Below are 20,792 nucleotides of genomic sequence, written 5' to 3' on the forward strand. Positions count from 1 at the left end.
CCTCGATACTTCCAATTCCGTGCCGTTTACCCTGGACGAGGACACAAAGCGTGTCCGCGTCTCGTTCGCTGTTTAACACATCGCCAATCGTGCCAAGTGCGGAGTGGGGCTTCAACCCCCTAATCCGGTTACCCGGCGACCCCGAGAGAAAACACCGCCGTGCTTGGCCCTAACCATTCAGGGGCCTCGCGCCGGCCGCCCGTGCCTCCTGCCGGACGGGCTCCGGCCTGTGCCGACCGGCGGAGGAGCGCCCCTGCTCAGGGGGCTTTCAGCCGACACGGAGAACCCTTTTCCGTGTGCTTGGCCGGGGCGGCGCACACGGGCGCGGGACCGGCCGCGGATGTTTCCGTGCGCCGGTCCGCCCCGCGTGGGCCCCGCCGACCCCGGGCCGGGGTGGCCGTGAGCGGGTCAGCCCCTTCGCGCCGGTCCGTCATTGCGGACCGAATCCCTTGCGGAACAGGGAACCGTGGTGACGGCGCCGGGGTCCGCGTGCTGAGCCGCCGGAGCCGCGGCGGGCGCGTCCGCGGGTGCGATGACCTGCGCGGCGCCCCTGGGGGCGGGCGCCCGGCGGCGGTGCCGCGATTGGCCGGGCCGTTCCGACGGGGTGGGAGAAACCGCTTTCCTTTTCGTCACTCAGAGTAGGGAAAGCGGCCCAAAGAAGTGAAACGGAAGGGACAATCCCATAGTTCCGGACAAACGGCGGGCGAGAACCAAGGGAAGGCATGCCTAATTTATGCAAACCTTGGTAGCCATATGGGCACTTGCGCCTGAACAGAGTCTTCATATATTGAATTATGGTCGACCCAGAGTGCGCCAGGGAGGTGCCTGCGATCATTTCCTCATATAGAGAAAAACCTCCGGTCCCAGAGCCCGGTGAGATCGGGGGGCCCGAGGAGGCATTCGCGCTCGGAGACGAATACGTCGAGTGCCTCGGAAAGATCATCAACAGCCACGTGCGCAACGAGAGGGCCGGAGCGGCCGCGTTCGACGAACCCTCCATCGCGCACGCGCCCACCGCCAAGGACAAGTGGCTGGCCTGCCGGATGGCGATGGAGGAGTACGGCCACCACCTGCAGTTCAACAAGCTGGCCGCCGCGCTCTCCCTGGAGGACCCCTACACGCGTCCGCCTCTGACGGTGTTCGAGGAGGAGCTGTCCAGCTGGCCGGAGTACGTCCTGTCCAAGGCGCTGATCGACCTCGCCGAGATCGTCCTGATGGAGGACCTGTGCTCCTGCTCCTACCGGCCGCTGCGCGACCTGTGCGTCTCCCTGATGCCCGAGGAGCGGTTCCACGTGCGCTTCGGGCGGGACGGCTCGCGCAGGCTGGCCCGTGACCCCGCCCGACGCGGGGAGATGCAGCGCGTCGTGGACGGCATGGTCCCGGTCACGATGACCTTCTTCGGGCGCAGCGACTCGCCCAACAACGCACGGTTCCGCCGCTGGGGGATCAAGCGGCTGACCAACGACGAGTGCCGGCGGATCTTCTCCGAGCGCGCCCGGTCCATCGTCGAGGACGATCTGAACCTGGTCTTTCCCGAGGTGAAGCAGACATGGAACGGCTCTATGAACTGAACCGTCCCCCCGAGGACACCGAAGCCCTGCTGGGCGCGGGCGGCCCCCGGGTCGGTGCGCTGCTCCGCGGCCTGTGCGGGGGCGGGTCGGACCCCGTCGCCGGGAGGGCCCGGGCGGTCGGCCTGGCGGAGGCGCTGAGCCTGGCGGACCGGGTCGACCCCGCGTGGGTCGCCGGTGTGGAGGGACGCAGCGACCGCGCCCGGGACCGTCTGCTCGACGCCGGACGCGGCGCCGACCTGGAACTGGCCCTGCACATGACCATGCTCCTGTGCACGCCCTGCCTGGACCCCGCGGACGACGAGGACGTGGACGCCCACGCCGTCTCCGGAGCCCTGCTCTGGCTCGCCTGCCGACTGGTGGGGCCCGCCCTGTGCGGCGACCCCGACAGGGAGGGCCTGGAGTCCCTGTTGGCGGGCGGTTGGTGGCCGCTGGGCCGTGTGGACGGCGCGCTCGTGGCCACCGCCTACCGCGGCCCCGGGACGCGTGCGCTGTTCGCCGCGCCCGGGACCGGGGCCGCGCACACCCGGGCGCGCACGTGTTGAACCTCGCCCACGACCTGTCCCGCCTGTGCGGGGAGCGCGGATGGCGTGACCGCCCCGCCTGCCTGGAGGACGGCGCGGTCTGGACGCACGGCCAGGTGCACGCGACCGCCGCCCGCTGCGCCGCGGTCCTGGCCGGGCGCGGGGTCGGACCGGGCGACCACGTGCTGCTGGCCCTGCCGGACGGTGCGGCGTGGGTGGTGTCCTTCCTCGCCTGCGCGCGGATCGGGGCCGTGGCGGTCACGGTCAACCCCGACCTGTCCGGGCGCGAACACCGCTACATGGCCTCGGACTGCGCGCCCGTGCTCGTCCTGGCCGAGGAACACCTGCACGAGCGGTTCCCGGACGTGCCCGCGCTCACCGGCGCCGCCCTCCTGGCGGAGGGCGCGACCCGAGCCCCCGCCCCGCCCGCGCCGACGGGCCCGGACGCCCCGCTGTACGTGCAGTACACCTCCGGGACCACCGGACAGCCCAAGGGGGTGGTGCACCGGTGCGCCGACCCCGCCTCGTACATGGAACTGGTGGGGCGTCCCGTGGCGGACGTGGGGCCGGCGGACGTGACCCTGTCGGTGTCGAAGATGTTCTTCGCCTACGGCTTCGGCAACGCCTTCGTCTTCCCGCTGCTGTCGGGCTCGGTCGCGGTGTACACCGCGGGGCGGCCCGGGGCCGCCGAGGTCGCCGACCTGGTGTCGCGGCACGGTGTCACCCTGCTCTACGGGGTGCCCTCCTTCTACGCCAACCTGGTGCGCGAGGCCTCGCCCGCCGACCTCGCCAGCCTGCGCCTGGCCGTGTCGGCGGGGGAGCGGCTGGCACCCGACCTGGGGGAGCGGGCGCGCGGCCTGCTCGGAGTGCCCCTCCTGGAACAGCTGGGCTCGACCGAGGCCGGGCACGGCTTCTGCTCCAACACCGTCTCGCGCGACGTGCCCGGCACCGTGGGCCGCGTCCTGCCCGGGTTCCGCGTCCGGGTGCTGGACCGCGACGGCGCCCCCGTGGCCCCGGGCGGCACCGGTGAACTCCACGTCACGGGGCCCACCCTGATGAAGGGCTACCTCAACCTCCCCGAGGACACGCGGCGGACCCTGCCCGAGGACGGCTGGCTGCGCACCGGCGACCTGGTGACCGCGCTCCCGTCCGGGGACCTGGTGCACCGGGGCCGGACCGACGACCTGGAGATGGTCGGCGGCATCACCTTCTCTCCCGTGGAGGTGGAGGACCTGCTGCGGTCCGACCCCCGGGTGCGGGAGGCGGCGGTGACCAGCCTGCCCGACGAGCGGGGGGCCACCCGCCTGCACGCCTTCGTGGTCCCGGCCTCCTCAGCGGACTCCGCCGAGACGCTGGAGAGCGAACTCATCGACGGTCTGCGCGGACGGGTCGCCCCCTACAAGGTGCCCCGGAGCGTGCGCCTGGTGCCCGACCTGCCGAGGACGCCCACGGGCAAACTCCGCCGCTTCCAGCTCCGGGCCTCCCTGGCGGCCGCCTCCCGGCACGACCCCGCGCGGAGCGCCCCCGGCTCGCCGCCGGCGGGCCCCGCCCCACTCCCGTAAGCAGTGAGAACGGCTCGGAGAGCCATGCACACGTTGCTCATCGACAACTACGACTCCTACACCTACAACCTCTTCCAGCTGATAGCGGCCACGACCGGGGTCGAACCCGAGGTGTGCCGCAACGACGACCCGCGGCTCCTGGGCCCGGGGCCCGACACCGACGCCGTGGTGGTCTCACCCGGCCCGGGGCGCCCGGACCGGCCCTCCGACCTCGGGCACGCCGCCGCGTTCCTGTCCCGCACCCGCGCGCCCGTGCTCGGCGTGTGCCTGGGCCACCAGGCCCTCGGCTGGCTGGCGGGCAGCCCCGTCGTCCCCTCGCCCAGGCCCAGGCACGGCGCGGTCGAGCGCGTCCTGCACAACGGCCGCAACCTGTTCACCGGCCTCCCCCAGGGGTTCCCGGCGGTGCGCTACCACTCCCTGTGCCTGCCGGACGGGGTGAAGGAGCACCTCGACGTGGACGCCCGGACCGAGGACGGCGTCGTCATGGGCGTCAGCGACCCCCGGCGCGCGTGGTGGGGGGTGCAGTTCCACCCGGAGTCGGTCGCCACCGAGCACGGCGCCCGGCTGCTGGGGAACTTCTTCTCGCTGGCCCGCCCCACGGCGCGCGGCGGATCGGCGCTCGGGAAGGGGAGGACCGCCGACTCCGCGGTGCGCCGCGCGCCCTCCCCGGCGCCCCGCCCCCGGACGCCCTGGCTGCTGCGGTGGCGGCGGCTGGAGCGAGCGCCGGAGGCCGAGTACCTCTTCCGCCTCCTGTTCGCGGACCTGCCGTACGCCTACTGGCTCGACAGCAGCCGCCCGGTCGAGGGGTTCTCCCGCTTCTCCTTCCTCGGGGCGCCGTCGGGACCGGACGCGGAGGTCCTGACCTACGACGCCGGTGCGGGCCGCCTGCGCGTCGGCGACGGGGAGGGCGCCCCGAGGCGCACCGAGGAGGGGTCGGTCTTCGACCTGCTGGAGGCGCGCCTGTCCGCCGCGCGCGCCCCCTCCCCACGCGAGCTGCCCTTCGACTTCAACGGCGGTTACGTGGGCTACATGGGCTACGAGGCCAAGGCGGACTGCGGGTCCCCCAACCGCCACACCGCGCGCACCCCGGACGCGCTGTGGATGTCGGCCACCAGGACCGTGGCCGTCGACCACCGGGACGGCGCCACCTGGCTGCTGGCCTCCTGCCGCGACCTGCCCGCCTCGGTGGAGGCGGCCGACCAGTGGCTGGACAGCGTCCAGGCGCTGGCGGGGGGAGGCGTGCGGCGCTCCCGGTCCGCCCCCGCGGCCCCGGACCCGGTGGAGCCGACGCCGTTCCTGAGGCGTCGGCGCGCGGGGTACGTGGCGGACGTGCACTCCTGCCTGGAGGAGCTCAGGGCGGGGGAGAGCTACGAGATCTGCCTGACCAACGAGGTCAGCCTCCCCTGCTCGGGCGACCCGCTGGAGACCTACCTGCGGATGCGCCGGGCCAATCCGGCCCCCTACGGGGCCTTCCTCCGCGCGGGGCCCGCGAGCGTGCTGTGCTCGTCACCGGAGCGCTTCCTGCGGGTGGGCGAGGACGGCACCGCCGAGTCCAAGCCGATGAAGGGGACCGCGCCGCGCCACCCCGATCCGGCCGCCGACGCCCGGCTGCGCGCGTCCCTGGCGCGGGACCCCAAGACGCGCGCTGAGAACCTCATGATCGTGGACCTGGTCCGCAACGACCTGGGACGCGTGTGCGAGGTGGGCGGGGTGAGCGTCCCCCGCTACATGCAGGTCGAGTCCTACACCTCCGTGCACCAGCTCGTCAGCACGGTCGAGGGCAGGCTCAGGCCGGGGGTGGGGGCCGTCGGGGCGGCACGCGCCTGCTTCCCCGGCGGATCGATGACCGGCGCCCCCAAACTCCGCACGATGGAGATCATCGAACGCCTGGAGGGACGGGCCCGCGGAGTTTACTCGGGCTCGCTGGGGTACTTCGCCCTGAGCGGGGCGGCCGACCTGAACATCGTCATCCGCACGGCGGTGGTCGCCGACGGCCGGATGACGGTGGGAGCGGGGGGCGCCATCGTCCTGGACTCCGATCCCGAAGCCGAGTTCCAGGAGATGGTCCTCAAGGCCCGGGCCGGACTGTGCGGAACCCGGGCGGACGAGACCGGACCGGCCGGCTCCGACCCCGGGCCCTCCCCGCGGCCGTCGCGCGCGAGCCGCGACACCGCGCGGTGACGGCCAGCGTTCCCGCCCCCGCTCTCCCATCCGACCGGCCAAGCACGAGGAGCCGTTATGACCTCCACCCATGAGCACGTCGACCAGCTTCCCGTTCCCTGCGCCCCGGAGAACGGCCCGCCCCTGATCCCCCTGTGCGACCGCCAGCACGAGACCATGGTGGTCGGGCCCGACTCACCCGGTACCGAGGCCACCCTGCGCGCGCTGCGCTCCATGGACTGCACCGCGGGCGTCCTGGCCCACTTCGACTGTCCCGCCGAGGCCATCGCGCACCTGGGCCAGCGCGGATGGGACTTCGTCTTCCACGTCCGCCGGTCCGGCGCCGAGGACACGGCGGCCCTGCGCGAGGCCGCCCGGGGGGCACGGGGCAAACACCTGTCCGTGCTGTCGGCGTCCGACCGTTCGCCGGGGTGCCCGCTCAACGAGACCGGCACGGACGCCCTGGTCTCGGTGGACGAGCTGACCCCGGCCGACCTGCACTTCGCCTTCTGGCAGCTCGAACGGGGCCGCGTCTACCTTTCCCCCGGTCTGGTCGACCGGGCCGCCGCCCACGGGCGGCGCCTGCACGGCGTGCCGGGCCCGGCCACCCGCCTGACCGAACGCGAACGCCAGACGCTGGCCCTCATGGCGCGCGGGCTGGAGAACAAGGAGATCGCCGCCCAGCTGCGGATCTCCCTGCACGGGGCCAAACGCAACGTCGCGCAGGTCCTGACCAAGCTCGACTGCACCAACCGGACCATGGCCGTGGTCAAGGCGATGAGCGGGACGGCGTGCGGGCTCGACCACCTGGCGCGGGGGAACTGAGGCGACCCCGGGTCCCGTACCGGCACCGCCGCGGGCCCGGCCCGTCGAGGCGCGGCGGCACGGGCGGTACCGTCCCGGTCGCGGCCCGCCCCGGCGGCGTGCCCTTCCGGCACCGGCCGCCCCGGCCGTCAGTCGCCGTCCTGTTCGAGGTCGAAGCGCTCGCGCGCCCGCTCGATCTCGGGCGTGTGCGCCGAGATCCAGTCGAGCAGCACGTCCACCGGGTGCCGGAGCGTCTTGCCCAGCGGGGTGATCCGGTACTCGACGGCGACCGGCCGCGAGCCGACCACCGCGCGGTGCACGATGCCGTTGCGTTCGAGGCGGCGCAGGGTCGCGGTGAGCGACTTCTGGGTCACCGAGGGGATCGCGCGGCGCAGTTCGTTGAAGCGCGAGGGGCGCTCGCAGAGCACGTTGAGCACCTCCATCGACCACTTGTCCAGGATCTGGTTGAGGAGCTCGCGGTGCGGCGCGGTGACGCCGATGTCGTCGTGGGCTGCCTGCCCGGTATCCGTCATGACACCTGGTTTCGTTGAAGTTTCCTTTTGATACCAGGTATCAACATTAGGCCAAGTTGGTACCAGTCGTGAGGACACAGGCAATGGCCGTTCAGCGTTTCACCCCCGAGGGCATGATGCAGCCCACCCCGTACCACCACGTCGCGGTCGGCACCGGTACGCGCCACGTGCACGTCAGCGGACAGGTCGCCCGCCGCGCCGACGCGACCCCGGTGGCCCCGGGCGACCTCGCCGGGCAGGTGGCCCAGGCGCTGCGCAACACCGCCGCGGGCCTGACCGGGGCGGGGGCGACGTTCGACGACGTCCTGCGGCTGACCTTCTACGTCACGGCGTGGGAGCCCGGCAAGATCGACGCCTTCATGGCGGGGGTCGCCGAGGTGGCCGAGGAGATCGGTCTGCCGACACCGCTGCCGCCCTCGTCGCTCATCGGCGTGGACTACCTCTTCGAACCCGACGTGCTCGTCGAGGTCGAGGCGACGGCCCTCCTCGACTGACGGCCGTCACCGGGCGCGGCGGGCGGAGGACGTGACGTCCTCCGCCCGCCGGGTAGGAAGGGGGCGGACGCCGGTTCGCGGGCGCGGGGGAGGCGGGCCGCGAACGCGGCGGCCCCGCGCGCACGCGCCCTGTCGGGTCCGGTGGGGCGCTCCGACATGGATATTTGTCGTGCGACAACAAAAATTTGCCCTGCGGAGTTTGTTGTCGTTCGTGAGGGAACGCTAGTGGTTGCACCAGCGCCGCCCGCCGGGCCGCGGCACCCGAACCGCGGCCGCGAGCGGGTCAGCGCACCGGTGTCTGCCACGGCAGACAGACAGGAGCACACAGGACCAGAGCACCGGGGGTTTCCTCTTGTCCACCACGCTGAACAAGGACACCGTGTCGCAGGCCGACACCGACCACACGACCCTCGTCCCCAGGACGCGCACGTCCTCGCCGGGTAAGGAGATCCCGGCCGAGGAACTGCTCGCCGAACTCCACGGCCTGGACGACGACGACCCGCGCGCGGTCAGGCTGCGCGAGGAGGTCGTGGTCCGCTACCAGCCGCTGGTCAACAAGCTCGCCCGCCGCTACAACGGCCGCGGCGAACCGCTGGAGGACCTCAAGCAGACCGCCATGGTCGGGCTGGTCAAGGCCATCCGCGGCTACCGGCCCGACCGGGGCAAGCCCTTCATCTCCTACCTGATGCCCACGGTCACCGGTGAGATCAAGCGGCACTTCCGCGACCACACCTGGGCCATCCGCGTCCCCAGGCGCCACCAGGAGAACCGGATCAAGCTGCGCCAGGTCCTCAACACCTTCCAGCAGACCCACGCGCGCGTCCCCACCAACGCCGAGATCGCCAAGGAGATGGGGCTGGACGAGGAGGAGGTCGTCGAGCTCGTCCAGGCCTCGGAGTCCTACCGCTCCCTCTCGCTGGACGCCCCCGACTCCTCCGACTCCGACGGCCAGGAGGGCTCCCGCCTGGAGGACCACCTGGGCAGTGAGGACGAGGGCCTGGAGCGGGTCGTGCAGCGCGAGTCGCTCAAGCCCGCCCTGGCCCGCCTGCCCGAGCGCGAGCGCGAGATCCTCAAGCTGCGCTTCTTCGGCGACCACACCCAGACCGAGATCGCCGACCGCATGGGCTACTCCCAGATGCACGTCTCCCGGCTGCTGAAGAACACCCTGGAGCAGCTGCGCGAGGACGTGGGCGAGCGCGGCCCCGCCCGGGGCTGAAGAACCCCGCCCGCTGTCCGGAGGGCGCCACGGGGGCCGCCCTCCGGACAGCGGAACGACCCCGATCCGCCTCCTGGCCGGTGCGGCGCCGTGGAGGGCCGCCCTCAGCGGTCGCGGGCCCGAGGCGCTCAGCCCGTCGGCCGCGCCGCCCCGGCGTCCTGCTCGGCCGCCTCGTCCTCCGCCCCGGTCCGCCCGCCGCCGAACACCTCCTCGACGAGCCTGCGCGTCGTCTCCTGGAACGTCTGCGCCAGGGACAGCCCAGCGTCGTCCACATAGGTCAGCGAGGCGGTCAGGGTCCTGCCTCCGTCGGCCGTGGCGTACATCAGCGCCGCCGAGCCCGCGATGCCGCCGTTGTGGTGGAAGAGGGTGCCGCCGTCCGTCTCCTGGACGAACACCCCCAGGCCGTAGCCGACCTTCGCCTCCGGGGTGCGCATCTCGGCCAACAGCCCGGTCGGCAGGAGCCTGCCGCCCATCAGCGCGGAGAAGTACGTCCGCAGGTCCCGGGTGGTCGAGATCATGTCACCGCCGCTGGAGATCCAGGAGGGGTTCTGGCGGGTGACGTCCACCGTCCTCTCCCGGCCGTCCTCCTCGTAGCGGTAGTAGGCGTGGGCGTGCGGCTCGGGGACCTCCGTCTCGGTGGTCGGCACCACGGTGCCGGTCATTCCCAGCGGCCCCAGGAACAGCCGGTGCATCTCCTCGGCGAGCGAGCGGCCGGTGACCCGTTCGATCAGCAGCCTGGCCAGTACGTAGTTGGTGTTGGCGTAGCTCCAGTCCGTCCCCGGCTCGAACCGGGAGGGCTTGGACAGCGCCAGCCCCACCAGCTCCTGCGGCGGGTAGGTCCGGAACCGGTCCTCCACCCACTCCCGGCCCGCCCAGGCGACCCCCGGCTCGAACGTCCCGTCCTCGTAGAGCTCGCCGGTGTGGTTGAAGACCCCGCTGGTGTGCTGGAGCAGCATCCGTACCGTGATCCGCCCGTCCAGCCCGAACCCGGACAGGTGGTCGGCCACCCGGTCCTCCAGCCCGACCCTGCCCTCGGCCACCAGCATGAGCACCGTGGTCGCGACGAGGTTCTTGGTGGCGCTGCCGATCCGGAAGTGCCCGTCGACCGGCGGCGGCTCCGGCTCGCCCAGCCTGCGCGCCCCGGCGCTGCCGACCCACTCGCCGTGCTCGTCGTGCACGCGCAGCTGCATCCCGACGAAACCGGAGTCGACGATCTCCCGCATGGTCCTGTGCAGTTCCGGGCGGTCCTGCTCGGTGGAGGGGAGGGACATGGTGGTGTGCTCCTTCGAAGCGGTGACGCGGTGGGGGTGGGGAGGGGGTCGCCGTGGGAGGCGGCGGCGCGGATGCCGGGTTCGGCGGTGCCATCGTCCCTGAAAGCGGTTCGGTGCTCTTCCCTCCGGTGCGGCGCTGGTGCGGCTCGCTGTTTCTGACAATGGAAAAGCTACGTTGCGTTCAGGGTTATGGCAACGGAGAATTTGAGGGAAATCCACGGATACGCAGGTAGATGCGGGGAAATTATTGCAATGGTTCTGAAGCTAACGCAACGAAACTCGCCCCAGGTGTTGCAATGGATGGAAAACGAACGCTACGGCCGCCCGTCCCCGGCGATCACGCCCGAGGCGGTGCGCGACGGGCCCGATGCGTCGCGGCGGAGCGGTCCCGGACCCGCGGTGGCCGCCCCTTGCCGTCGGCGCGGGACGGCCGGGCCGGTGGGCGCGGTCAGAACCCGAGGCGCCGGGAGGGCGTGCGCCAGGAGCCGGTGAAGAACGCCGGCGACGTCTCCGGGTCCTCGAAGTTCCCGATGCGCTGCCCCTGGAGGAGCTGGAGCGCGGGGAACCTACCCTTCTCGAACAGGAGGATGTTCAGCGAACCGCCGTACTTGAACCACCCGATCTCCTCCCCCTTTTCCACGTCGACAGGGTCCTCACGAGTCACTTTGGCGAATTTCTGCCTGAACTCGACGGAGGCGATCGAGTTGAGGCCGACGGGGACCATTCCGACGAGACCGTCGCCGTTCCCACCCGTGGCGATGACGAGATAGCCCCGGCGGAAGTGCTCGAACATGCTGTAGTCGTACCCGTATCCGATGTTGCCCTTGTTGAGCATCTCGGGGAAATTGCGCATTCCGTAGTAGACGCCGCCGACGTCGTCGCGCGATTCCACCACGCGCCCCGCGACGGGGGAGTGGTACCGGTGGTACGACTTGGGCAGCAGCACGCAGGACACCGCCGTGCCGCCGACGAACCTGCTGGCGTAGTCGGACCCGTCGAGCAGCTGCCTGACGTTCATGGTGACCGTCTTGACCGGGATCCGCGTCTCCTCGGTCAGTTCGTCGACGATCATGTTGATGACGCAGTCGGCCGGAGCGACCACCACGGACTCGTCACCGGGCGCGTCGACCGGCCGTTTCCCCTGTTTGACCTCGCGGACGAAGAACTCGTTGAAGTTCCTGTAGCCGCCGGCCGGGACGACGTAGTCGTCCATCCTCGGCCCGAGTTCCCTCATCCACTCGTCCACCAGGCCGAGGGATGCCTCGGAGTCCATGTAGCGCCCCTGCAACTCCGTGAAGAGCGCGGTCATCCGGCACCCGGGGCCGGAGGTGACGAAGACCATGCCGTAGTCGTTCTCGTAGCTGATCCAGCTGAACTTCTCGATGTAGTCCAACCCGTTGGCGACACCCGGACGCCACCTCTCCCACTCGCGGAAGAAGTCGCACAGGTCGTTGACCGTCCTCCCGCGCCAGTCGTGGCGGACCTCCTCCGGCGCGTCTTCGGGGACCGGCCTCACGTGCCTGATCGCGGCGTCGTACATGGTGGCGAAGCCCTCGAAATCCTCCCTGTACCAATTCTCGATCAGTTCGACGAATTCGTCGATGTCCTGGATCTGGTCCTGCGGCAATGTTCCCCCTCTGTCGCGTCTGCCGGGCTTGCTCGGCTTCGGCGCGATGGTCGGCGATCAACCGTCGGGCGCGTTTCCGCCGGATGTGGAAAGCGGTCGAGCGGGAACGGTTCCCGTTCGAAGGACCGACCCTCGCCCGCGATGCGGTGCGTATGCGCGACATCGAGGATTCCCGGGGTTCGCGGGGCCGTAACCCCGGGGTGTCTTCCCGCCTTTCCCACGACGGGTTTGGTGATCGCTCTTCCTTTTTGCGGAGGCGAGGCGAGGGGTTTGTCTGTGTGCTTTCGGCTGGGCTCCGTCCGGGTTTCCCGCATGTCCGCGCAGGGGGTCTCCGCGCCGGGTGACGCGGTGCGCGGCGCCGCCGACCTGCTCGCCGGGCTGCGCGCCGCGCCCCCGCCACGGTGACCACGGCGGAGAGCGGGGAAGCCGGGCGCCCCGAGCCCGGGGGCGGTGGCCTCACACTCCGTCGCGCGCGGCCCGCGGGGCCGCGCCGCCGCGGGAGCGGGCGTGGTACGCCGCCGCGAGGCAGGCCGCGACCAGCAGGAGCGCGAAGCTGCCGACGAGGGCGGCCCGCAGGCCGAGGAGGGCGAGCAGGCCGCTCACGGCGATGACGCCGAGCGAGCTCGCCGTGCGCAGGAGCGCGAACATCTCCGCGCGGCGGTCGGGCGGCGCGAGTTCGTCCAGGGCGAGCGAGTAGAACGTGCCCAGCATCGGCAGGAAGAGGCCGATGACGGCCGCGCCGGTGAGCGTCAGGGAGAGGTGGCCGCCGACCAGGACCAGCCCCGAGCCAGCGGTGGTCGCCGCGAGGAAGGCGATGACCTGCCAGGGGGCGGGCGTGCGGTTGCGCACGCTGACCCAGACCCCGCCCGCGACCGAGCCCGCGCACAGCACGAGGGCGAACAGGAAGGCCCAACCCGGTTCGAGTCCGAAGGCCAGCGCGAAGGAGACCGCTCCGACCTCGACGGCCGCGACCGCCCCCGAGCTCGCGGTCGCGCAGAGCAGCCAGAGGAGCGCCGCGCGGGGTACCGGCGTCCGTACGCGGGGCGCCCCGCCCACCTGGGGCCCGCGGGCCCCGGGGACACGCGGCATCAGGAGCAGCGGGCCCACGCCCAGCGCGGTGACCGCCGCCATGGCCCAGACCGGCGAGACGGCGCCGAGCACCGAGGCGAGCACGGGCGACAGCGCGAAGCCGACCTCGTTCAGCGTCGCGGCCACGCCCAGGGCGCGGGGGAGTCCGGACGGTTCAACGAGGTGGTTGAGCAGGAGCCGCTGGTAGCCGTACGCGGCGCCGTTGACGGCTCCCGCGGCGGTGACCGCGGCGAGCAGGAACCCGAAGGGGGCCTGCACCGCCGCCAGCACGGTGACGGCGACGAGCGCGAGCGTCCGGACGGCGATGAGCGCGCGCAGGTAGCGGGCGCCGTTGAACCGGCGGCCCAGGCGTGACACGGGGACGGCGCCGAGCACCTGCGCGGCCGTCATGGCGAAGACCAGCCCCGCGCCGGACTCGGCCGTGCCCGTGATCGGGAGGGCCACCAGGGCGAAGGCGATGGGGGCGGCGGCCTGGGGTACGCCGAACATCCCGTACCCGACCTGCCAGCGCACGACGTCGAGCCGGGAGCGCGACGCGCCGGTGTCCCGCCCGGGCGGCCTCGCCTGGGTCCGTGCCATCATGGCCTCGCATCCTCGCGCCCGAGCGCGCTGGGGGTCGGCTCCGGGGCCGAACAACGCAGACGATGGGCATTATAGTGCTCACCGATGTGACCGTCGATGGAACTGCTGAGCGAGGACGTGTGGCCGAGCGGATACGACCGGAGGTGGTCGTCCTCGTGGGCAGGCGCATCCGCTCACTGCGGACGGACGCGGGGCTGAGCGTCGCGGGGCTCGCCGAGCTCAGCGGGGTCAGCCGGCGCATGCTCACCCAGATCGAACTCGGTCAGGCCAACCCCAGCCTCGCGACGGTGGACCGGATCGCCTCCGCGCTCGGGACGACGTTCCCGGCACTCGTCGGACTGCTCCCGGACCCCTCGCCCGACGGGGTCGAGGTCTGGTCGACCCCGAACGGGAGCTGGGCCTACCTTCTCAAGGCGACCGAGACGCCCCAGGTGTCGGTCGAGCTGTGGAAGTGGCACATCACCGGGGACGACGGCTACCGGGCGGCCCCGGCGGCGGACGCCTCCGACTCCATGGCGCACGTGCTGCGGGGCCGCCTCCGCGTCCGGTCGGGTTCGGCCGACCTGAGTGTGGGGGAGGCCGAGTCGGCGCGGATCGCGGGCGGCTCCGGGCACACGTTCGAGGCCGCCTCGGACGCGGTCGACTTCCTGTGGGTGGTGACGGTCCCCCGCACCGGCGGCTGACGGGCGGTGCCGCGGGAGCGGTCCGTGGGCCGACCGGGCGGTCCCGGCCCCCACCGCGACGGCGGGGGCCGGGACCGTCGACTCACAGGCCCTCGCCGAGGGCGGCGACGACCTCGCGGGGGTAACCGGCTGCGGCCAGGGGGGCGACCACGTCGCGGTCCAGGTCGGGCAGGTAGCCGAACAGCACGTCGGCCGGGCCCGCGATCTCCACCCCGCCCAACGCGGCGGGCAGCAGCAGCGTCCGGGCCCGGCCCAGCTCACCGCGCCAGCCGCCCGAACGCACCCGGACGGGCGCCCCGACGTTGGTGAGGACCTGCGCGGTGGCGAACGTGTGGCGCAGGGGCTCGGCGGTGCCCGCGTGCCAGCGTTCGAGCGCGAAGTGCGGTCCGGCGCAGCAGAACACCCGCTCCACGCCGTCGCCGACCCCGATCCTCAGCCCCGGGTGGAAGTCGGGCCTGTGCTCCGGCCGGACCTGGGCCATCAGCGCCTCCAGGTTCGCGCGCCACCGCTCGTCCGGGACCGGTGAGCCGTCCTCCATCTCCCAGCGCATCGCGTGCTGCTGGACGTCGGAGGTCTGCTCGATCTCGTAGACCAGGGTCCGGGGGCCGAAGCTGTGCACGGTGCCGCCCGGGACGTAGACCGTCTCGCCGGGCCGCACCGGCAGGCGGCGCAGCACGGCGTCGAAGTCCTGGTCGAGCAGTGCCCGGTGGAGCCGCTCCCCGGACACCCCGCTCCTGACCCCGCACAGCGCGGTGGCGCCGGGAGGCGCGTCGAGGATGTGCCAGGCCTCGGTCTTGCCGTTGGGCTGCCCCTCCAGCCGCCGGGCGGTGGCGTCGTCGGCGTGCAGGTGCACCGGCAGCGTCCCGGAGGCGTCGATGAACTTGGTCAGCACCGGGAAGACCTCCCCGGACCAGCCCTCGCCCATCAACCCCTCCGGCCACCGCGCGACGAGCTCGCGCAGGGACCGGCCCGCGAGGGGCCCGTCGAGTACCGTGCTGCCGTTCCCGTCGACGTCGCTGACCTCCCAGGTCTCCGCGACCGCCCAGTCGGGCAGCCCCTCCCGGCCCAGGCGGCGGGCGATGGCGTGGCCGCCGAACACCAGATGCCGGGCCGGAGCGCTCACCCTCAGCGGGTACCAGTCCACGGCCGTCCCCGTCACAGGACCGGCTTGCCGCCGGTGACCGCGACGCGGGCGCCGGAGACGTAACTGGACTCGTCCGACGCCAGCATCACGTACACCGGAGCCAGCTCCGACGGCTGTCCGGCGCGGCCCATCGGTACCTGGGAGCCGAAGCCCTCGACCTGCTCTGGCGGCATGGTCGAGGGGATCAGCGGGGTCCAGATCGGCCCCGGCGCCACGGAGTTGGCCCGGATGCCCCGGGGCGCCAGCATCTGGGCCAGCGTGGCGGCCATGTTGGCGATGCCCGCCTTGGTGGCGTTGTAGGGCAGCAGGGTGGGCGGCGGGGCGTCGGAGTTGACCGACGTGCTCGCGATGATCGAGGAGCCGGGCCGCATGTGCGGCACGGCGGCCTTGGCGAGGTGGAAGAACGCGCTGAGGTTGGTGGCCAGGGTGTGGTCCCACTCCTCGTCGGGGATCTCCTCCAGCGTCTCGTGGGTCATCTGGAAGGCGGCGTTGCTGACCAGGACGTCCACCCGGCCGAACTCCTCCACCGCCTTCGCGACGAGGGCGCGGCACTGGGCCGGGTCCGCCAGGTCCCCGGGGGCCAGGACGGCTTTGCGGCCCGCCTCGCGCACCCAGCGCTCGGTCTCCCGCGCGTCGTCGTGCTCGTCCAGGTAGCCGATGAGCACGTCGGCGCCCTCACGGGCGAAGGCGATGGCCACCGCCCGCCCGATGCCGCTGTCGGCGCCGGTGATGACGGCCGCCTTCCCGTCGAGCCGCCCCGACCCCCGGTAGGACTCCTCGCCGTGGTCGGGCCTGGGGTCCATGGCGTCGGTGCGGCCGGGCGGGGTCTGCTGCTGTGACGGCTGGGGCACGAGTTCCTCCCGTAGACGAAGTGACCACAAGGCTACGTTCCGTGCGCGCCGGTGGCGGGGAGGGGCGCGGCGTGGCCGCGCGTCCCGGGGGCGGCCCTCGGGAGAGTGGTCGGGCCCTCCGGGGGAGGGGTTTCCCCGGCGTCCTATCCTAGTACTAGAATGCGGAGTGTGGAGCTGACACCCGCCGAACTCACCGTCCTGGGCCTGGTCATCGAGCGCCCCCGGCACGGCTACGACCTGGAACAGGCCATCGAGCTGCGCGGCGTCCGCCAGTGGACGGACATCGGCTTCTCCTCGATCTACTACCTGCTCGCCAAACTGGAGAAGCGGGGCCTGGTCCGTGTCCCGCAGGCACCCGCCGCCGCGAAGTCGCGCCGGGTGTTCCACGCCACCGACGCCGGAAGGCGGGCGGCGCGCGACGGCGCGCTCGACCTCATCCGACAGCCGCGGCCGGTGGCGCACCCGCTGCTGGCGGGCGTCGCCAACCTGCCCCTGCTCTCCGAACGCGAGTACGCCGAGGCGCTGCGCGACCGGCTGGCCGGGGTGCGCGAGCGCATCGCCGCGGTCCGGGAGGCCGAGCGGGCGCAGGCGCCCTCCGCGCTCGCGGCGCGCGAGGTGTTCTCGTACTCACTGAGCCTCCTGGAGGCGGAAAGGTCGTGGCTCGCCAGCCGAGTCCAGGTGCCCGATGACGGACAAGACCGACTTCAAGAGAACCCTTGACGCCTACCGGGCGCGACGGGACCGGTTCCGGATCACCCGGGTGCCGGACCTGCGCTACCTCATGATCGACGGCCACGGTGACCCCAACACCTCACCGGCCTTCACCGAGGCGGTCGAGGCGCTCTACCCGGTGGCCTACAAGCTCAAGTTCGCCAGTAAGCGCGAACTCGGGCGCGACTACGTGGTCATGCCCCTGGAGGGCCTGTGGTGGGCCGAGGACATGGACGCCTTCACGGCGGCGCGCGACAAGTCGCGATGGGCCTGGACGATGATGATCATGGTCCCGGACTGGACCGACCAGGACATGTTCTCCGCCGCCGTGGAGCGTGTCGCGGCCGGGAAGAGGCCCGCGCGCCTGGACGACGTCCGCCTGGAGACGCTGTCCGAGGGCCTCTGCGTGCAGACGCTGCACGTCGGCTCCTTCGACGACGAGGCGGACGTGCTCCGGCGGATGCACCACGAGTTCGTCCCCGACAACGGGCTGCGCTTGGCCGGCAGGCACCACGAGGTCTACCTCAGCGACTTCCGCAGGGCCGCGCCGGACAAGCTGCGCACCATCCTGCGGCAACCGGTCGTCGCCGTCCCCGGGAGCGGGGCCGGGACCGCCGCCGCGGACGGGTGAGCGGCGCCGCCCGCCCCCGGTCCCCGGGTCGGCTCGCCGCCGCGCCCCGCGGTCCTCCTCCCGGACAGGGCGGATCCCGTGCGCCTCCCGGTGTCCTCGGCGGCCGGTAGGGTCCCGCCATGAGTTACGCGCTGACGACCTACGTGGTCGACCTCGACGTCCTGCACGGCTCCGTCGGGTCGAAGGACGACAAGTTGCGCCGCATGATCGGCGGCCGGTTCAGGCAGCACCTGGCCCACTTCGACTCCCAGTTCGACCACGTCGTCGACGCGGGCGGTCCCGCCATCCGCGACGCGATCCGCGCGGTCATCGAGGGAGGGCCCTTCGACGACCGGCACGGCACCATGTACGGCTACGCCTACAAGTGGATCTGCGAGTTCCACGGCCGCGCCCTGTTCAACAACGACTTCTCCCCGATGAGGTACGGGTGGCTGGAGACGGTCGACGCGGGCCTGAAGGCACTGGGCGTGACCGCGGTCGGCGTCGAGGAGTTCAGCTTCGGCGGCTTCCCCTCGCCGATCCCGGCGCCCGAAGACCTGCCGGGCTACGGCGAGTGGAGCCTCACCGAGTGTCAGAAGGCCCTCGAACAGTGGGAGGCCACCACCGACGAGGGCCGGGCCGCGCTCGACCCCGCCGTCCTGAGCGCCGCCGAGTCCTGCGTGGACTGGTGCCGGACCGCCGTCGCGGCGGGGAGGGGCGTGGCCGGTTTCTTCAGCTGACCGGCGGCCGGGCCCGCCCCCGCCGGGGGGTTCCCACGGGGCCGCGCCCCACACCGGGACCGGCCCCGTCGGCGCGGGGACGGTACGGGCCCGGGGAGTCCGGAGGCGCATGGCGCCCGGCTTCAGCGGAGCCCGCTCGGGTGCTCCCGCGCCTGGTCGCGCCCGGTCCCGTCGTCCTCCGAGGGGTCCGCGCGCTGGTCGGGGGCCGTGGGCAGGGGTTCGGGCCGGTCCGGGTCGGCTGGCCTGCCCCGCCCGGGCAGGAAGGCGGCGACGGCGAAGGCGGTGAGCGCGGCGAGGGCGCCCAGGCCCAGGAGCAGGGTGAAGGCCTCCCGGGCGGGGAGGACCTCCGCGCCCGCGGTCATGGTCACGTTGGCGATGACCACGCCCGCGACGGCGCTGGCCACCGAGGTGCCGATGGAGCGCATCAGGGTGTTGAGGCTGTTGGCCGCCGCGGTCTCGGTCCGGGGCACGGCCGCCATGACCAGGGCGGGCATGGCCCCGTAGGCCAGGCCCACGCCCGCGCCGATGACGGTGGAGGCGATCACGAGCTGCCAGACGGCGGACATGAACACCAGGCTCAGGCCGTAGCCGAGCGCGACCAGCAGGGCGCCGACCATCAGGGTCGTCTTGGGGCCCCTCGCCCGGGAGATACGCGCCGAGACCGGGGACATCGCCATCATCACCAGCCCGTTGGGCGCCATCACCAGACCCGCGACCAGGATCGTCTGTCCGAAGCCGTAGCCGGTGACCTCGGGCATCTGGAGCAGCTGCGGGACGACCAGGGACATGGCGAACATGGAGAAGCCGAACACCAGGGACGCGGTGTTGGTCAGCAGCACCTGGCGCCGCACGCTGACGCGCAGGTCGACCAGCGGGTGCGGCGTACGCAGCTCCCACCAGCCCCACACCAGGAGCACCGCGACCGCGACGGCGATCATGGCGGCGGGCACACCGCTGCCCCAGCCCCAGTCCGAGCCCTTGGAGACCGCGAGCAGCAGCAGGAGCAGCGCCACGGACAGGCCCACCGACCCGGGCAGGTCGAACCTGCCGCCCGCGCGCACCCCGGACGCGGGGACCAGGGTGCGCACCAGCACAGCGGCCCCGGCCGCGAGCCCGGCGGCGACCCAGAACAGCACGTGCCAGTCCGCCTCCTGCACCACGAGCGCGGCGGCGGGCAGCCCGAGCGCGCCGCCCACTCCGAGCGAGGCGCTCATCAGCGCGGTCGCCCCGCCGAGCCGTTCGGGGGGCAGCACGTCGCGCATGATGCTGATGCCCAGGGGGATGACCCCGGCCGCCAGGCCCTGGAGGGCGCGGCCGACGACCATCGGCACCAGGCTGTGGGCCAGGGCGCACAGCACCGATCCGGCCACCAGGACGGCGAGGCTGAACAGCAGCATGCGGCGCTTGCCGTACATGTCGCCCAGGCGGCCGACCGTCGGGGTGGCGACCGCGGCCGCGAGCAGCGTGGCGGTGATCGCCCACGCGGTGTCCCCGGGGGTGGCGCCCAGCAGGTCGGGCAGGAGGGGCACGAGCGGGATGACCAGGGTCTGCATGAGCGAGACGACGATCCCGCCGAAGGCCAGGACGGCGACGATCACGTTCGGCCGTAGGGGAGGGGCGGCGTCAGCGGGCGCTGCCGCTTCGCCAGGGGCATGGGTCATGGAGTGGTTCCCCGTTTCCGGACGTACGAAAGCGCCCACTTTTAAGTCAGGCGCATGACTTACGCTAACAGTACGTACCCCGACAGCGCCCCGCTGTCGGGCGCGGAGGTGAGGAGGGCCACAGTGGGCGGATCGTTCGGCGGCGGCGTCCGCGTTCCGGCCGGGAGCGCCCGTGCCGGACGCGCACGGTGCCGGAACCCGGAGCGGCCGGAGCCGGTGGGCGGCCGGAACCCGGGATCGGTACGGTGGTCCCTGTGAATGGCAGGGTGACGAGGTCGGACCGGGTCGCCGCGACGCGGGAGACGATCCTGGCGGCGGCGGAGCGGCTCTTCGCCGAGCACGGACTGGCCGGTGTCTCCAACCGGCAGATCAGCCAGGAGGCGGGGCAGGGGAACAACACCGCGGTCAGCTACCACTTCGGCTCCAGGGACGGCCTGGTGCGCGCGATCGTGCGCAGGCACAACGAGCAGATCGAGAAGCTGCGCCTGCGCATGGTGCTGAGGTTCGACGGGTCCGACCGGGTGAGGGACTGGATCGCCTGCATGGTGGAACCCCTGGCCCAGCACCTCGCCGACCTGGGCACACCCAGCTGGTACGGGAGGTTCAGCGCCCAGGCCGTCAGCGACCCCGCCTACCGTGGGACCGTGGCCGCCGAAGCCCTCAACTCCCCCTCCCTGGTCCGGGTGGGGGAGGAACTGCGCAGGTGCCTTCCCGACCTGCCGGCCGAGGTCCGCAGGGAACGCCAGGACATGGCGCGCCATCTCATGGTGTACATGATCGCCGAGCGCGAGCGCGCCCTGGCCGAGGGGGCCGACACCCCCAGGGACTCCTGGCACCGGGCCGCCGTCGGACTGACCGACGCCCTCACCGGCCTCTGGCTCGCCCCCGTCACCGGGTCCGGGGCGCGGGCCGTCGAGTAGACGCGTCCGCCCGACGCGGGGGACCGGGCGGAGCGCGGGCGG

The 20,792-nt window shown here is 72.7% G+C and carries 19 protein-coding genes; 12 read left to right on the plus strand and 7 right to left on the minus strand.

What is annotated here, in order from left to right; translation table 11 throughout:
• The first annotated feature begins 953 nt into the window (after positions 1–953).
• The 5 genes from EV372_RS23250 to EV372_RS23270 are packed head-to-tail and all read left to right on the plus strand — an operon-like array spanning position 954 to position 6,639.
• Entirely contained in the window at positions 954–1,571 is a 618-nt protein-coding gene (locus tag EV372_RS23250; protein WP_019607584.1) for a Phenylacetic acid catabolic protein, read from the plus strand.
• Positions 1,550–2,113 (plus strand): hypothetical protein, encoded by a 564-nt coding sequence (locus EV372_RS23255; RefSeq protein WP_130397765.1) that lies wholly within the window; start codon positions 1,550–1,552, stop codon positions 2,111–2,113. Before EV372_RS23250 ends, EV372_RS23255 begins: the two co-directional genes overlap by 22 nt.
• Entirely contained in the window at positions 2,107–3,654 is a 1,548-nt protein-coding gene (locus tag EV372_RS23260; protein ID WP_486484031.1) for an AMP-binding protein, read from the plus strand. The genes EV372_RS23255 and EV372_RS23260 overlap by 7 nt, the downstream gene beginning before the upstream one ends.
• A gap of 24 nt (positions 3,655–3,678) precedes the next feature.
• Entirely contained in the window at positions 3,679–5,835 is a 2,157-nt protein-coding gene (gene pabB / locus EV372_RS23265; RefSeq protein ID WP_130397766.1) for an aminodeoxychorismate synthase component I, read from the plus strand.
• 57 nt (positions 5,836–5,892) lie between these two features.
• Entirely contained in the window at positions 5,893–6,639 is a 747-nt protein-coding gene (locus tag EV372_RS23270; protein WP_130397767.1) for a helix-turn-helix transcriptional regulator, read from the plus strand.
• A gap of 128 nt (positions 6,640–6,767) precedes the next feature.
• On the opposite strand, the gene EV372_RS23275 is transcribed toward EV372_RS23270, so the two are convergent.
• Positions 6,768–7,151: a winged helix-turn-helix transcriptional regulator gene (locus tag EV372_RS23275; RefSeq protein WP_130397768.1), complete on the minus strand. Its 384-nt coding sequence runs from the start codon at positions 7,149–7,151 to the stop codon at positions 6,768–6,770.
• An 83-nt stretch (positions 7,152–7,234) separates the two neighbouring features.
• Here EV372_RS23275 and EV372_RS23280 point away from each other — a divergent pair, with 83 nt between their 5' ends.
• Together EV372_RS23280 and EV372_RS23285 are read left to right on the plus strand one after the other, a co-directional pair.
• Complete coding sequence (locus EV372_RS23280) at positions 7,235–7,645, plus strand: RidA family protein (RefSeq protein WP_130397769.1); 411 nt, start codon at positions 7,235–7,237, stop codon at positions 7,643–7,645.
• A gap of 352 nt (positions 7,646–7,997) precedes the next feature.
• A complete protein-coding gene (locus EV372_RS23285) occupies positions 7,998–8,861 on the plus strand; it encodes a SigB/SigF/SigG family RNA polymerase sigma factor (RefSeq protein ID WP_071621969.1) in 864 nt (287 codons plus the stop codon).
• Between the two features lie 128 nt (positions 8,862–8,989).
• On the opposite strand, the gene EV372_RS23290 is transcribed toward EV372_RS23285, so the two are convergent.
• From EV372_RS23290 to EV372_RS23300, 3 genes are all read right to left on the minus strand, one after another.
• Positions 8,990–10,132 (minus strand): serine hydrolase domain-containing protein, encoded by a 1,143-nt coding sequence (locus EV372_RS23290; RefSeq protein ID WP_130397770.1) that lies wholly within the window; start codon positions 10,130–10,132, stop codon positions 8,990–8,992.
• A gap of 448 nt (positions 10,133–10,580) precedes the next feature.
• The gene (locus tag EV372_RS23295) at positions 10,581–11,759 is read right to left on the minus strand and encodes a phosphatidylserine decarboxylase (protein WP_130397771.1); all 1,179 of its coding nucleotides are present in this window, start codon (positions 11,757–11,759) and stop codon (positions 10,581–10,583) included.
• A gap of 456 nt (positions 11,760–12,215) precedes the next feature.
• A complete protein-coding gene (locus EV372_RS23300; RefSeq protein WP_486484032.1) occupies positions 12,216–13,430 on the minus strand; it encodes an MFS transporter in 1,215 nt (404 codons plus the stop codon).
• Positions 13,431–13,516: 86 nt separating this feature from the next.
• On the opposite strand from EV372_RS23300, the gene EV372_RS23305 reads away from it, so the two are divergent.
• Positions 13,517–14,113, plus strand: a complete 597-nt coding sequence (locus EV372_RS23305) for a helix-turn-helix domain-containing protein (RefSeq protein ID WP_253793097.1) — start codon at positions 13,517–13,519, stop codon at positions 14,111–14,113.
• Between the two features lie 82 nt (positions 14,114–14,195).
• On the opposite strand, the gene EV372_RS23310 is transcribed toward EV372_RS23305, so the two are convergent.
• Both EV372_RS23310 and EV372_RS23315 read right to left on the minus strand, forming a co-directional pair.
• Positions 14,196–15,272, minus strand: a complete 1,077-nt coding sequence (locus EV372_RS23310; protein WP_486484033.1) for a class I mannose-6-phosphate isomerase — start codon at positions 15,270–15,272, stop codon at positions 14,196–14,198.
• Complete coding sequence (locus EV372_RS23315; protein WP_197044298.1) at positions 15,269–16,108, minus strand: SDR family oxidoreductase; 840 nt, start codon at positions 16,106–16,108, stop codon at positions 15,269–15,271. The genes EV372_RS23310 and EV372_RS23315 overlap by 4 nt, the downstream gene beginning before the upstream one ends.
• Before the next feature lie 159 nt (positions 16,109–16,267).
• Here EV372_RS23315 and EV372_RS23320 point away from each other — a divergent pair, with 159 nt between their 5' ends.
• The 3 genes from EV372_RS23320 (at position 16,268) to EV372_RS23330 (ending at position 18,169) form a co-directional block, all read left to right on the plus strand.
• Positions 16,268–16,828: a PadR family transcriptional regulator gene (locus tag EV372_RS23320; RefSeq protein ID WP_130397772.1), complete on the plus strand. Its 561-nt coding sequence runs from the start codon at positions 16,268–16,270 to the stop codon at positions 16,826–16,828.
• Entirely contained in the window at positions 16,794–17,450 is a 657-nt protein-coding gene (locus EV372_RS23325) for a GyrI-like domain-containing protein (protein ID WP_130397773.1), read from the plus strand. The genes EV372_RS23320 and EV372_RS23325 overlap by 35 nt, the downstream gene beginning before the upstream one ends.
• Before the next feature lie 119 nt (positions 17,451–17,569).
• Entirely contained in the window at positions 17,570–18,169 is a 600-nt protein-coding gene (locus tag EV372_RS23330) for a DUF7691 family protein (protein ID WP_130397774.1), read from the plus strand.
• 122 nt (positions 18,170–18,291) lie between these two features.
• Here the strand turns inward: EV372_RS23330 and EV372_RS23335 are convergent, their stop codons facing one another.
• Entirely contained in the window at positions 18,292–19,830 is a 1,539-nt protein-coding gene (locus EV372_RS23335; RefSeq protein ID WP_165436024.1) for an MFS transporter, read from the minus strand.
• A 266-nt stretch (positions 19,831–20,096) separates the two neighbouring features.
• On the opposite strand from EV372_RS23335, the gene EV372_RS23340 reads away from it, so the two are divergent.
• Positions 20,097–20,750 carry a TetR/AcrR family transcriptional regulator gene (locus tag EV372_RS23340; RefSeq protein WP_197044458.1) on the plus strand — a complete coding sequence of 218 codons (654 nt, stop codon included), beginning with the start codon at positions 20,097–20,099 and terminating at the stop codon, positions 20,748–20,750.
• The last annotated feature ends 42 nt before the right edge of the window (positions 20,751–20,792 follow it).

The sequence above is a fragment of the Nocardiopsis sp. CNZ308 genome (genome assembly GCF_004217075.1).

Excerpts from the sequence above, each read along its gene's own strand:
- EV372_RS23255 (WP_130397765.1), top strand. The coding sequence starts at position 1,550 with ATGGAACGGCTCTATGAACTGAACCGTCCCCCCGAGGACACCGAAGCC.
- pabB (WP_130397766.1), top strand. The coding sequence starts at position 3,679 with ATGCACACGTTGCTCATCGACAACTACGACTCCTACACCTACAACCTC.
- EV372_RS23270 (WP_130397767.1), top strand. The coding sequence starts at position 5,893 with ATGACCTCCACCCATGAGCACGTCGACCAGCTTCCCGTTCCCTGCGCC.
- EV372_RS23275 (WP_130397768.1), bottom strand. The coding sequence starts at position 7,151 with ATGACGGATACCGGGCAGGCAGCCCACGACGACATCGGCGTCACCGCG.
- EV372_RS23280 (WP_130397769.1), top strand. The coding sequence starts at position 7,235 with ATGGCCGTTCAGCGTTTCACCCCCGAGGGCATGATGCAGCCCACCCCG.
- EV372_RS23290 (WP_130397770.1), bottom strand. The coding sequence starts at position 10,132 with ATGTCCCTCCCCTCCACCGAGCAGGACCGCCCGGAACTGCACAGGACC.
- EV372_RS23300 (WP_486484032.1), bottom strand. The coding sequence starts at position 13,430 with ATGATGGCACGGACCCAGGCGAGGCCGCCCGGGCGGGACACCGGCGCG.
- EV372_RS23320 (WP_130397772.1), top strand. The coding sequence starts at position 16,268 with ATGCGGAGTGTGGAGCTGACACCCGCCGAACTCACCGTCCTGGGCCTG.
- EV372_RS23325 (WP_130397773.1), top strand. The coding sequence starts at position 16,794 with ATGACGGACAAGACCGACTTCAAGAGAACCCTTGACGCCTACCGGGCG.
- EV372_RS23330 (WP_130397774.1), top strand. The coding sequence starts at position 17,570 with ATGAGTTACGCGCTGACGACCTACGTGGTCGACCTCGACGTCCTGCAC.
- EV372_RS23335 (WP_165436024.1), bottom strand. The coding sequence starts at position 19,830 with ATGACCCATGCCCCTGGCGAAGCGGCAGCGCCCGCTGACGCCGCCCCT.